The sequence below is a fragment of the Sedimenticola hydrogenitrophicus genome (genome assembly GCF_029017505.1).
Lineage (GTDB): Bacteria > Pseudomonadota > Gammaproteobacteria > Chromatiales > Chromatiaceae > Sedimenticola > Sedimenticola hydrogenitrophicus_A.
In genome coordinates, this window is record NZ_JAQGEI010000062.1 from 1 (window position 1) to 13473 (window position 13473).

Sequence of the window (13473 nt, forward strand, 5' to 3'; positions counted from 1 at the left end):
CCAGGGAGGGGGTTTGAAGTTTGAAGTTTGAAGTTCGTCCTTTTCACCCTTCACCCTTCACCCTTCACCCTTCACCCTTCACCCTTCACCCTTCACCCTTCACCCTTCACCCTACATCCGGCAGACCAACGCCGGCGGCGGGACCTCGAAATTAATGGGCACGTCGCTGTAATCATTTACCCATTCGACGTAACCACGTTACGCCCGTACGGCATTAGACCAACCCAATGTCCGCCCCCGGGACAGCCCTAATGAATTGGCTTTTTTATTGATCCACATCAACTACAGTGCATCTCATAAAACCGGGATCCGCAACCAGACGAAAAAAACCAGGCAAAGGCCCCCACCAGGGACGAACACACATGCCATTGTTTTTACGTATTATTTTTCTCTTGGCCACTGTGGATACAGATAAATATCAGACAATCTGGCGGTACCTGGCGGCCTCATCCGGAGGGCTCCACTGTCAATTGTGCCCTGGCCATTTACACGCTTTGACCAAGGTCAAAGAAGTTTCAACCACTATATATGATCGTAGCGCCTCGGGAATATACCGCAGCGGATATCGCGTCCGCATTCACTCATATCAATAGCTATTGATGGGGATTTACTAGATGAAAAAAACCAACTTCAGCCTTTCTGCTCTCGGTATGGCCGTCGGTCTCGCTGCATCGGGCGTTGCCGTAAACGTCTCCGCAGCAGAACCCACCCTCTCCGAGGCGGACTTCGAGAGTGCCAAGTCTACCTACTTCCAGCGTTGCGCGGGCTGTCATGGCACCCTGCGTAAAGGCGCTACCGGTAAGAACCTGGAGCCCAAGAATACCAAGAAACTGGGTCAGGAGCGTCTTGAGAAGATCATCCAATTCGGTACCGAAGGCGGCATGAACAACTTCGACGACATCATGTCGGCGGATGAGATCAAGAGGATGGCCACCTATGTTCAGATGGAGCCCCCGGTTCCACCCGAGATGTCCCTGGCACTCATGAAAGAACGCCACAAGGTGTATACCGAGCCAAAGGACTACCCGACCAAACCGATGCATGGCCGCAACTGGGAGAACTTCTTCCTGGTGATCGAGCGTGATGTCGGCAAGGTGGCGATTATCGACGGTGACACCAAAGAGGTGGTTGCCCACGTAGAAACCGGATATGCGGTACATGTGCTCAAGGCCGCCGAGCATCACAATACCCTGAAAGCCAAGAACCCCGGCCGCTTCTGGTACACCCAGGGCCGTGACGGCAAGCTGACCAAAATCGACCTGTGGCAGACCCCGGACAAGATGAAGGTGGCCGAGGTGCAGATCGCCTATGATGCGCGCGATGTGGCGGTATCCGGTGATGGCAAATACGTGGTCGGTGGCGGCTACTGGCCTCCGCACTTCGTGATCGCCGATGCCGAGACCATGGAGCCGCTGAAGGTGGTTTCCGCCCGTGGTGTGAATGTGGACGGCGAGTATGTCAACGAGTCCCGCGTGGCTGCCATCTACGACACCCCCAACCACCCGAGCTGGCTGGTCTCTATGAAGGAGCTGGGACAGATGTGGCAGGTGGACTACAGCGATATCGACAACCTGAAGATCACCAAGATGGATACCGCCAAGTTCCTGCATGACGGCTTCTTTGATCCGACCGGCCGCTATTTCCAGATCGCCGCCAACGCCTCCAACAAGATGGTGGTGGTTGACACCGACACCCAGAAACTGGAGGCGCTGATCGACGTCGACAAACTGCCCCATCCGGGTCCCGGCGCCAACTGGATCGACCCCAAGTGCGGCCCGGTAGGCGGCACCACCCACCTGGGTGTAGGCAAGGTTACCGTCTGGGGCAACGACCCGGCCGGCCACAAGGACCAGGCCTGGAAGATCTGTTACGAGGTGGAGACCGATGGTGCGGGCCTGTTCATCCGTACCCATCCGAAGAGCGACTACTTCTGGGCCGACCAGACCAAGCATCCGGAGCCCGAGGTACAGCAGTCCATCCAGGTTATCGACAAGAAGACCCGGGAGATTGTCAAAACCATCCGTCTGACCGAAAAAGAAGGTTATGCCGCGGTCCACTTCGAGTTCAACAGCGACGGCTCGGAAGTCTGGGCCTCGGTTTGGAACCGCAAGGACAGCAAGGAGCCGAATGGCGAGATCATCATCTTCGACGCCAAGACCCTGGAAGAGAAGGCCCGCGTCAAAGGTCTGTTCGGACCCACCGGCAAGTTCAATGTCCACAACCGCGTGAATCACGTCACCTGATTGCGGATGTAGTATGAGCTAGTCCAAAAGCGGGTATGGAGACTCTCCATGCCCGCTTTATTTTTAACAAACACTTCACGCTTCTCTTCTGTACCTGGAGAAATAAAAAGATGGCGGTTCAGGAATCAAAAAAACCGGGCTTGATGTCTCGCCGGCTAATCCTTGGCACCACGATAGCGGGCGCCCTACTCTTCTTCATAGTCGGCATCATATTCTGGGGCGGCTTCAACACGGCAATGGAAGCCACCAACAATCTCGATTTCTGCATCAGTTGCCACGAGATGGAGGAGAACGTCTACGAGGAGTACAAGCCGACCATCCACTACTCCAACCGCACCGGCGTCCGGGCCACCTGCCCCGACTGTCACGTTCCCGACCCCTGGGTGCACAAGATGGTGCGTAAGATCCAGGCGAGTAACGAAATCTTCCACAAGCTCATGGGGACGGTGGATACCCCGGAGAAGTTTGACCAGCATCGTCTGACCATGGCCAAACGGGTCTGGAACACGATGAAGAGCACGGACTCGCGCGAGTGCCGTAACTGTCACAACTTCGAATCCATGAATCCAGAATTCCAGCGTCCACGTGCCCGCAAGCAGCACATGAACGCCTTCGAGACCGGTCAGACCTGTATCGATTGCCACAAGGGCATCGCCCACGAACCGGTACGCGATCTGCTGACCGATGAGGAACTGGAGAAACTTGAAGCACCCAATCCGGCCTTCATACGCCCGATTCCGGAGATGTTTGCCGAAGGGCTGAAGCGGGTCGAGGAAAAGGAAACAGCCGCCGCGGAAGCGGAGAAGGCGGAAAAAGAGCGTGAGCGCGAGGCCAGACTGGCGGCCAAGGAGGCCGAGAAGGCACGCATCGAGGCCGCGGTTGCCGCGGCGCTGGCCAACCAGGCCGCGGGCGGGACCGCCGCAGCCGCACCAGTGACCGGCGCCGGTATGGGTATCGACTGGAGTGGCGTGCCGGCACGCATGATCACCCTGTTCTATCCCGGCGAGACCTCGATGGAGTGGGTTATGACCGGTAAGGATCACGGCGGCGCACGGTCGTTCCTGAATGGGGGCGACCGCTGCACCACCTGCCACGACAAGGAGACCGCCGACATGGGCCGGAAGATGGTCTCCGGCGACAAGGCCGAGTCCACCCCGATCCCGGGCAAGCGCGGCAGCATCCCGGTCAACGTCCAGGCGGCACACGACGGCGCGAACCTGTTCCTGCGATTCGAGTGGGAGGATACCGGACACATCCCCGTCCCGTTCGTGGAGGGCGGCAAGATGGACCCGGCCAATCCGATGAAACTGGCGCTCATGCTGGGCACCGATGACGTCGAATTTGCCGATCGCGCCGGCTGCTGGCAGACCTGCCATCAGGATGCGCGCAGTATGCCGGACACGCCGGATGCGGGAGTCATCGCGGCCAGCGCCACGGCAAACGCCCTGGACCTGAAGGAAGGGGTGACCAAATACCTGAAAGAGAGCCGCACCGGCATCGAAGTCCAGGGCAAGCGCGGTAAAAAACGCGGCGGTTGGGACAAGCTGAAGAACGGTGATGCGGTGGCCACCGCAATGCAAGCCAACCAGTTCATGGACCTGCTGCGTTACCAATCGGGGACAGATAACACCGAGGACGGCTATATCCTGGATCAGCGTTACATGCAGGGCGGCCAGGGCTTCCAGGTGAATGCGCGCAAGGAGGGCGCCAACTGGGTGGTGGAGTTGAAGCGCAAGCTGACATCCGATCAGGCCGGCGATATCAGCCTTGAAGCCGGCAAGCTCTACAACTTCGGTTTTGCCATCCACGATGACTATAGCGATGCCCGCTTCCACCATGTCAGCCTGGGCTACAAGCTGGGCCTGGACAACGAGGCGGCCGAAGTAAATGCGGTAAAACGGGAGGCCACGGCCGTGGCGACAGCACCGGCGAAGGCCGCCGTCCCCACCCCCAAGTCGTCCACCGGTAGCGCGATCAATGTGGACTGGAGCAAGGCGGGCAGCCGTGACATCACCCTGTTCTATCCGGGCGAGACCTCGATGGAATGGGTCATGACCGGCAAGGATCACGGTGGAGCGCGTCCCCTCCTGAAGGGCGGCGACCGTTGCACCACCTGCCATGACAAGGAGACCGCCGACATGGGTGAGAAGATGGTCTCCGGCGCCAAGGCCGAGTCCACTCCGATCCCCGGCAAACGCGGCAGCATCCCGGTGACCGTGGAATCCACCCATGACGATGAAAACCTCTATCTGCGGTTTACCTGGCCGGAGGGCGGGCATGTACCGGTACCCTTCGTCGAGGGCGGCAAGATGGATCCGGAAAACCCGATCAAGCTGGCGCTGATGTTCTCCACCGACGACGTGGAGTTTGCGGACCGCTCGGGGTGCTGGCAGACCTGTCATCAGGACGCGAATAGCATGCCGGACACGCCGGAAGCCAAAATCCTCGCCGGCAGTGACGCCGCCAAGCTGCTTGATCTCAAGGGGGGCGTGACCAAATACCTGAAGGAGAGCCGCACCGGCATCGAAATCCAGGGCAAACGGGGCAAGAAACGGGGTGGCTGGGACAAGCTGAAGTCGGCCGACGAAGTCAAGGCCGCGATGGAAGCCCACCAGTTCATGGATATCCTGCGCTTCAAATCGGGTACAGGGGAGACCGAAGACGGTTATATCCTGGAGCAGCGCTTCATGTCCGGCGGCCAGGGGTTCCAGGCCAACGCAGTGCAGGAGACGGGCAATTGGGTGGTCACCCTGAAGCGCAAGCTGACATCGGACCAGGCAGGCGACATCAGTCTGGATACCGGCAAGGTCTATAACTTCGGTTTTGCCATCCATGATGACTTCAGCAACGCCCGTTTCCACCATGTCAGCCTGGGCTACAAACTCGGCTTCGACAACGCGGCGGACGGCGTGGAGATCAATGCCATCAAGCAGTGATCAACCATAGTTCATAACTGCAGTATCCCTGACGCGCCACTCCCCGGAGTGGCGCGTTTTTTTGTCCAGGGATGGACTTATGCCGCGGAGGCCTAGGATTGGTGTAAGGGCTACCCCCGTGGTTGCCCGGAGAACGGGCAGGCACAGGGGCCTGCCCCTACGGTGGCAAGCCGGATGGTCGGGGCGGCTTTGCCAGGGAAACAACCACCGGATATCCGAACTCCCCGGTTCTGTTCTAGAATCAGTCCTAGTATGGATAAAACCACTACGTATCGGGATAGCGTCATGACCTGCACAAAGCTGAAACCGCACCGCATAGCAAAAGGACTGTTAGCCGCCTGGTTGCTGGCAACCAGCCTGTCCGCTCATGCCGGCGAAATGCCAACGGCGGAAGTCGAGATCCTCAAGTACCAGTTCATTCCGCAGGAGATCACCATCCCGGCCGGCACCACCTTGCGCTGGAGCAACAAGGAGAAGCGGCAGTATCACAGCGTCTGGTTTGAACAGGCGGGAGACCCCGAACCCGGCTACTTCTTCCCGGGCGAGTCCTATGAGCGTACTTTTGACAAGCCAGGCGTCTATCCCTACCACTGTGGGCCCCATCCGGAGATGACCGGAACGGTGCGGGTCGAGTGATGATCGGCGGACCCTGCGATCCGCTTCTCACCGACAGCCCCCGACTCCGCCAAGGTCAGATACCGTTTATAAAGCCGCGAATGAACGCGAATAAACGCAAATAGCGCTGTTTATCCTGTTGGGGAATAGCGGCATCATCCAGGGTACGGTGCTTGCCGGCGGCGGATGCAGGTGAATTTGCGAACTGCATCATTCGCGTTAAGGCTTGATGCGGGCTGTGCCTCACCAGCATCCCCGGGCATCGAAGTTTGTCGCCGTTTGTGTGGGCCTGCAAACCCCAACGGGCTTATTCGCGTTCATTTGCGTTTATTTGCGGCTAAGGTTTTTCCTGATGATGGCTGAGTTAGATGGGTAATCAGGTAAGTCGTTGAATTGGCTCCTGTTGATATTTGACAGAGGTCAATGCTCAGCGCACTTCACTCCTGCTACATTGCCTACCCAGCGATACACCGGGCAGCCGCTTCATGACCCTTGCGAAACGGGCGAGGCAGGCGCTGAAATCACCGTGGTATCCGCCACCCACAGACGTTGAGAGCCTTGATGCCAAGAACCATCGCTGTCATGACCGCATTACTGATCGCCGCCAGCAGCGCTGCGGTCGCGGCGGACGTCCCGCCACAGCGTCAGGCGGAACTGCGCTATCTGCTGAAACACGATTGCGGCTCCTGCCACGGCATGCGTCTGGAGGGTGGCCTGGGACCTGCCCTGACCGCGCGACGGCTGGCACCCTACGGGGTTGATTTTCTCGCCCTGACGATTATTCAAGGCCGTCCGGGAACACCCATGCCGCCGTGGCGGCCGTTTATTTCCGAACCCGAGGCCCAGTGGCTGGCCACACAACTCAAACAGGGAATCCGTCCATGAGGTTGATGCGCTATCTGCTCTCCGCCCTGCTGCTCTATTCGGGCCAGGCATCCGCCGAATGCCTGACCCGCGGCACCGGGGATATGGGGATCGTGATCGAGCGGGCGGCCGGCAGCGTGCAGGTGGTCGACCGCCGGGCACATAGGGCCCTGTTCCGCATCGAAGGCCTGGGTGATCTCTCCCACGCCTCGGCCGTCTATTCGCCGGATGAGCGCTACGCCTACATCTTCGGCCGCGACGGCGGCCTTACCCGGCTGGATATCCTGTGCGGCACCATCACCCATCGCATCGTGCAGGGGGGCAACAGTATTGGCGGTGCCATCTCTCAGGACGGTAATCTGATCGCCGTTTCCAACTACGAACCGGGCGGGGTGAAGGTCTTCGCCGCCAGCGATTTGCGCCTGGTTGCCGATATCCCGGCGACCCCGGTCAACAGCGAGAAAAGATCCAAGACCGTCGGCCTGGTCGACGCCGGGGAGCAGCGTTTCGTATACAGTCTCTACGACACCGGCGAGACCTGGATCCTCGACATGAGCGACCCGGCCAACCCGGTGATCCAGAAGCATGAGAAGATCGGACAACTTCCCTACGATGCCCTGATCACCCGGGACGGCCGTTATTACATCGCCGGCCTGTTCGGCCAGGACGGTCTTGCCCTGCTGGATCTCTGGCACCCGGAGCGGGGAACCCGGCTGATCCTCGAGGATTACGGCAAGGGCGAGCAGAAGCTGCCGGTCTACAAGATGCCGCACCTGGAGGGCTGGGCGATGGCCGGCAACCGCGCCTTCCTACCCGGCGTCGGCCACCACCAGGTGCTGGTGGTGGAGCGGGGCGAGTGGAACACGCTGGCAAAAATCCCGGTGTACGGCCAGCCGGTATTCGTCATGGCGCGCCCGGACGGCCGGCAGATATGGGTCAATTTCGCCTTTCCGGACAACGACACCATCCAGGTGATCGACACCGAGACACTCAAGGTGGTCAAGACCCTCAAACCTGGCAAGGGAGCCCTGCACATGGAGTTTGCACCGCGCGGCGAAGAGGTGTGGATCTCGATCCGAGACAAGGATGAGGTCCAGGTGTACGACACCCGGAAGCTGCAGCTGACCCACACCCTGCCGGTCGCCAAGCCCAGCGGTATCTTTTTCACGGCACGCGCCCATACCACAGGACTCTGACATGGCGACTCCGGCACCCCTCATCAAACAGGCCATCAAGCGGACCCGGCGGGCGAATTCCGACGGCCATCCGATCGCCTTGAACGACCTGGAGAAACGTTTGCTGAACGAGTACCAGAAGGGTCTCCCCCTCTCGCCCACCCCGTTCGCGGACATCGCCCGGCGGCTGGGAACCAGCGAAGCCCTGGTGCTGAAGATCCTCGACCGCCTGCAGCGGCTGGGCGTGATCAGCCGGGTCGGCCCGGTGTTCAAGCCGAAGCAGGTCGGCGCCAGCACCCTGGCGGCCATGGCGGTACCGGAGGCGCTGCTGGCGGCGGTGGCCGACCAGATCAGCGCCTACCCCGAGGTCAATCACAATTACGAACGCGAAGACAGCTACAATCTCTGGTTCGTCGTCACCGCCCCCAGTCAACAACGCCTGGAGCAGGTGCTGGCGGAGATGGAGCGCCAGACCGGCTATCCGATCCTCTACCTACCGCTGCAGAAACAGTTCCACATCGATCTGGGGTTCCCGCTATGGTGCTGAACGAACAGGACTACCGGCTGATCGCCGAGATCCAGGGTGGCCTGCCGCTCTCCAGCCACCCCTACGCCGAGATCGGCCAACGCATCGGGCTGGACGAGGAGACGGTGATCGGGCGTATCGATGCCATGCTGGAGGGCGGCGTCATCAAGCGCCTCGGCATCGTGGTGCGACACCATGAGCTGGGCTACACCGCCAATGCCATGGTGGTCTGGGATGTACCGGACGAGCGGCTGGATGAGGTGGGCGCAAAGCTGGGCGCCCTGGACTGCATCACCCTCTGCTACCAGCGTCCGCGCCGCCTGCCCGACTGGCCCTACAACCTGTTCTGCATGATCCACGGCCGGGAACGCGACAAGGTGCTCGGCTATATCGACCGGCTGATCAGCAGTGAAGGACTGGCGGAGATCCCGCATAAGGTGCTGTTCAGCGGCCGCCGCTTCAAACAGCGCGGGGCCCGCTATCAATGAGCCCGGAGCCGGACGCCATCGACCGCGCCATCCTGAATCGCTACCAGGGGGGCTTTCCCATCTGCGAACGCCCTTACCAGGTGGCCGCGCGGGAGCTTGGCATCTCCGAGGAGGAGCTGATCCGGCGCCTGCAGGGCATGTTGGAGCATAAGCAGCTGTCGCGCTTCGGCCCCCTATACCATGCCGAACGCCTGGGCGGCGGTCTGAGCCTGTGTGCCATGCGCATTCCCGCGGACCAGTTCGAGCAGGTGGCCGAGCAGGTCAATGCCTTTCCGGAGGTGGCCCACAACTACGCCCGTGACCACGCCTTCAACATGTGGTTCGTACTGGCCACCGAGACCCCGGAACGCATCGGCGCGGTGCTGCAGGAGATCGAACAGCGTACCGGCTTCCGGGTCTACAACATGCCCAAGTTGCGGGAGTTCTTCATCGGGCTCAGGTTCGAGGTTTAATGCGCCCTTAAGCCCCCACCCTGCCACTGGCAACAGAGCGTTTGATATCCATGACTGAAACACCATCAATCACCCTGGACGAGCTCGACCGTCACATCATCCTGGCCACCCAGTCCGGACTGCCGCTGGTGGCGGAGCCCTATGCCGCCATCGCCGCCCAGGTGGAGAGCAGTAGCGAAGAGGTGATGCGGCGCTTCCGGCGCATGCTGGAGCGCGGTATCATCCGGCGGATCGGCGTCGTACCTAACCACTACACCCTCGGCTTCCGGGGCAACGGCATGACCGTGTGGGACATACCGGACGACAAGATCGGCCACTACGGCGAGTTGATCGGAAAACTCGATTTCGTCAGCCACGCCTACCAGCGCCCGCGCCACCAGCCGGAGTGGAACTACAACCTGTTCGCCATGGTCCACGGCCGGGACCGCCAGGAGGTCGAGCAGAAAGTCGAGAAGATCGCCCAGCTGCTGGGCGATGACAACCGCGGTCACGAGATTCTCTACAGCTCCCGCATACTCAAGAAGACCGGCCTGCGCCTGGTCTCCGACAAATAAGGGCCTGGAAAGAAATAACGGTTACAGATTGCGCAGGATTTTCGTTTGCCTTCAAGGCACGGCAAGGCGCGCATAATCGTTCTATGTAAGTCTTGCCGTAACGCAGAAGGCGGACGATAAAGACCAGCAAGATGTGACCGTTATTTATTGACAGGCCCTAACATTCAGGTACGCCATGTTTCGCATCACTCAATTCATGCACGAGGTTCTCGACCCCAAACCCCTGGGCCCGAAACGCAACCCGCCCGGCCCGGTGGTGATCTGGAACCTGATCCGGCGCTGCAATCTCACCTGCAAGCACTGCTACGCCATCTCCGCCGACAAGGACTTTCCCAATGAACTGAACACCGAACAGGTGTTCGGGGTGATGGACGATCTGAAGCAGTTCCGCGTGCCGGTGCTGATTCTCTCCGGCGGCGAGCCGTTGATGCGCCCGGATATTTATGAGATCGCCCACCGCGCCAAGGCGATGGGCTTCTATACCGCCCTCTCCACCAACGGTACCCTGATCGACGAGCGCAATATCGAGCGCATCGCCGAGGTCGGCTTCGATTATCTGGGCATCAGTATCGATGGCATCGAACAGACCCACGACAAGTTCCGGCGCAAGCAGGGCTCCTACCAGGCCTCCATGCACGGACTGCGGCTGTGCCGCGACCGCGACATCAAGGTCGGGCTACGCTTTACCATGACCCAGGACAACGCCGCCGAGTTGCCGCAACTGCTGGAGCTGATGGACGCGGAGCGTATCGACAAGTTCTACTTCTCCCATCTCAACTATGCCGGCCGCGGCAACAAGAACCGCGAGACCGATGTGTTCCTGCAGACCACGCGCTGGGCCATGGAGCTGCTGTTCGAGCGCGCCCTGGCCGACGTCAAGGCGGGCAAGAAGAGTGAGTTCGTCACCGGCAACAACGATGCCGACGGGGTGTTCCTGCTGCACTGGGTGGCGCGCCACTACCCGCAGCAGGCCGCGCACATTCGTGCCAGGCTACGCCAGTGGGGCGGCAACAGCTCCGGGGTCAACATCTCCAATATCGACAACCAGGGCAACGTGCATCCGGACACCATGTGGTGGCACTACAACCTGGGCAACGTCAAGGAGCGGCCCTTCTCGGAGATCTGGCAGGACACCTCCGACCCGATCATGGCGGGCCTCAAGGCCTCGCCGCGCCAGGTGGGCGGGCGTTGCGGGCAGTGCGCCTACTTCGACATCTGCGGCGGCAACACCCGGGTGCGCGCCCTGCAACTCACCAACGATCCCTGGGCCGAGGACCCCGCCTGTTACCTGAGCGATGAGGAGATCGGCCTCAACCAGCCGGCCGCTGCCGAACAATGAAAGTAACTATGCACAGGGTGATTGGCCTGCCTTGCCGGCCTCACACGATGGCTGGATCAAGATCGGCCAACAAGGCAGACCAATCACTTACAGATCGGTTGAGTAGTTACCAATGAAGCGTCTATTTTTCACTACGCTGGCATTAAGGGCTTGCGAAAGAATAAGTTCCTGTATTCGGCCGCCCCTGGACCACGCCGACGGCGTTACGCTTTTTGGCAAGGGAACAGCCATTACCTGCAAAGCGTGCCTTGCCGGCATGGCCCAGGGACGCCCTCTGTACTACGGAATTATTCTTTCGCTAGCCCTAAGCCTGCTGACCACCCCCCTGATTGCCGCCCCGACACAAGCCGATACCGCGGCCCTGTACAAACAGCATTGTGCCGAATGTCACGGGCCCGACCGGCTGGGCATCATGGGACCGGCACTGCTGCCGCAGAACCTGAAACGGCTGCGCCAGAAAGACGCCTTCAAGGTGATACAGAGCGGCCGGGTGGCCACCCAGATGCCGGCCTTTACGGACAAACTGCAACCGGCGCAGATTCAATCCCTGGTGGACCTGGTCTATACCCCCCTGGAACAGGTACCGGTCTGGGGCATGGCGCAGATCAACGCCAGCCATCTGGTCTATCATCCGCCCGGCACGCTGCCCGACCAGCCGCTGTTCGAGGCCGATATCGACAACCTGTTCATGGTGGTGGAGCTGGGCGATCACCACGCCACCCTGCTCAACGGCGACACCTTCGAGCCGATCCACCGCCTGCCCACCCGCTTCGCCCTGCACGGCGGACCCAAGTGGGCCGAGGACGGACGCTACATCTACTTCGCCTCCCGCGACGGCTGGATCAGCAAGTTCGATGTGTTCAACCTGACCTATGTGGCCGAGGTGCGCGCCGGCATCAACAGCCGCAACCTGGCGGTCTCCCATGACGGCCGCTACGTGATCGTCGCCAACTACCTGCCCCACACCCTCACCGTGCTGGATGCCCGCGACCTGACGCCGGTGAAGGTGATCGAGGCGAAGGACGAAAACGGCGTCAGCTCCCGGGTCAGCGCCGTCTACACCGCCGATCCGCGCAACAGCTTTGTCGCCGCCCTCAAGGATATCCCCGAGGTGTGGGAGATCAGTTACCTGGACGAGCCGCCGGCCGGCTTCTCCGGCTGGGTGCACGACTACAACCAGGAGTCGGGCGATGCCCACAAGGAGCAACCTTTCGCCGTGCGCCGGATCCGCGTCAAGGACTATCTGGACGACTTCTTCATGACCCAGGCCTACGACCAGATCATCGGCACCACCCGCAACGGCTCCGGACAGGTGGTGGACCTGGACCTGAGACGGGCGGTGGCCAACGTGGCCCTGCCCGGCATGCCCCACCTCAGCTCGGGCATTACCTGGAACTACCAGGGCCGTACCGTGCTCGCCACGCCGAACATCAAGGAGGGCCAGGTGTCTATCATCGACACCAGGAACTGGGAGGTGATCAAGCAGATCAAGACCGACGGTCCCGGCTTCTTCATGCGCAGCCACGAGCAGAGCCCCTACGCCTGGGTGGATGTCTTTTTCGGCCCCAACAAGGACCGGATGCACGTGATCGACAAGCAGACCCTGGAGATCGTCAAGACCCTGATACCAGCGCCGGGAAAGACCTCGGCCCATGTCGAGTTCACCCGCGACGGCCGCTACGCCCTGGTCAGTATCTGGGATGACGACGGCGCGCTGGTGATCTACGATGCCCATACGCTGGAGGAGGTCAAGCGGCTGCCGATGAAAAAGCCCTCCGGCAAGTACAACGTGCACAACAAGCTGACCCGCTCGGCGGGCACCAGTCATTAGGAAAACAGGCTTCGATGAGCGATACACAGGTCAACTGCCTCTACTGCGGCAAGAAAATCGCCAACGACGTGGCCGAATGCCCGCACTGCGGCGCCGTCTCGCACTTCCAGAACCGGGGCTACCGCTCGGGCGCGCGGCTGCGCTTTGTGCTGTTCTGGATCGGGGTGGCGCTGTTCACGCTGTTCTTCGCCTTCTGGTTACCGCGCTAGTACTACTTCAATTTGATAAAGTACTTTTGTAGGGTGGATAAGCCGGTAGGCGCATCCACCGCGGCAATGGTGGATGCGCTATCGCTTATCCACCCTAACTAAACCGAAATAGCTTCACCCGGCGTAACTGCTCACCCGGTCTGTAAGTGATTGGCCTGCCTTGTTGGCCGATCTTGGTGGCGCCTCGAATCTGGCCCCTTTTTCAGATTCAAGCCTGCCCTTGTTTGAGCGAAGCGAGTTT

General features: G+C 60.6%; 12 protein-coding genes. All 12 read left to right on the forward strand.

Annotated elements, in window-relative coordinates; genetic code table 11:
• Positions 1 to 614: 614 nt before the first annotated feature.
• Positions 615 to 2243 (forward strand): cytochrome D1 domain-containing protein, encoded by a 1629-nt coding sequence (locus O9K64_RS22775; RefSeq protein WP_275100421.1) that lies wholly within the window; start codon positions 615 to 617, stop codon positions 2241 to 2243.
• 110 nt (positions 2244 to 2353) lie between these two features.
• The gene (locus O9K64_RS22780; RefSeq protein ID WP_275100422.1) at positions 2354 to 5179 is read left to right on the forward strand and encodes a NapC/NirT family cytochrome c; all 2826 of its coding nucleotides are present in this window, start codon (positions 2354 to 2356) and stop codon (positions 5177 to 5179) included.
• A 285-nt stretch (positions 5180 to 5464) separates the two neighbouring features.
• Entirely contained in the window at positions 5465 to 5815 is a 351-nt protein-coding gene (locus tag O9K64_RS22785; RefSeq protein WP_275100423.1) for a cupredoxin domain-containing protein, read from the forward strand.
• Positions 5816 to 6355: 540 nt separating this feature from the next.
• Entirely contained in the window at positions 6356 to 6679 is a 324-nt protein-coding gene (locus O9K64_RS22790; protein ID WP_275100424.1) for a c-type cytochrome, read from the forward strand.
• A complete protein-coding gene (locus O9K64_RS22795) occupies positions 6676 to 7854 on the forward strand; it encodes a cytochrome D1 domain-containing protein (RefSeq protein ID WP_275100425.1) in 1179 nt (392 codons plus the stop codon). Before O9K64_RS22790 ends, O9K64_RS22795 begins: the two co-directional genes overlap by 4 nt.
• A gap of 1 nt (position 7855) precedes the next feature.
• Positions 7856 to 8380 (forward strand): Lrp/AsnC family transcriptional regulator, encoded by a 525-nt coding sequence (locus O9K64_RS22800; protein ID WP_275100426.1) that lies wholly within the window; start codon positions 7856 to 7858, stop codon positions 8378 to 8380.
• Positions 8371 to 8847, forward strand: a complete 477-nt coding sequence (locus tag O9K64_RS22805; RefSeq protein ID WP_275100427.1) for an AsnC family protein — start codon at positions 8371 to 8373, stop codon at positions 8845 to 8847. The genes O9K64_RS22800 and O9K64_RS22805 overlap by 10 nt, the downstream gene beginning before the upstream one ends.
• The gene (locus tag O9K64_RS22810; RefSeq protein WP_275100428.1) at positions 8844 to 9299 is read left to right on the forward strand and encodes an Lrp/AsnC family transcriptional regulator; all 456 of its coding nucleotides are present in this window, start codon (positions 8844 to 8846) and stop codon (positions 9297 to 9299) included. The genes O9K64_RS22805 and O9K64_RS22810 overlap by 4 nt, the downstream gene beginning before the upstream one ends.
• A 50-nt stretch (positions 9300 to 9349) precedes the next feature.
• Positions 9350 to 9853 (forward strand): AsnC family transcriptional regulator, encoded by a 504-nt coding sequence (locus O9K64_RS22815; RefSeq protein WP_275100429.1) that lies wholly within the window; start codon positions 9350 to 9352, stop codon positions 9851 to 9853.
• Positions 9854 to 10028: 175 nt separating this feature from the next.
• Entirely contained in the window at positions 10029 to 11192 is a 1164-nt protein-coding gene (nirJ, locus tag O9K64_RS22820; protein ID WP_275100430.1) for a heme d1 biosynthesis radical SAM protein NirJ, read from the forward strand.
• Positions 11193 to 11448: 256 nt separating this feature from the next.
• A complete protein-coding gene (locus O9K64_RS22825) occupies positions 11449 to 13023 on the forward strand; it encodes a nitrite reductase (protein ID WP_275100431.1) in 1575 nt (524 codons plus the stop codon).
• A gap of 14 nt (positions 13024 to 13037) precedes the next feature.
• Complete coding sequence (locus tag O9K64_RS22830) at positions 13038 to 13232, forward strand: protein nirD (protein ID WP_275100432.1); 195 nt, start codon at positions 13038 to 13040, stop codon at positions 13230 to 13232.
• Positions 13233 to 13473 lie beyond the last annotated feature (241 nt).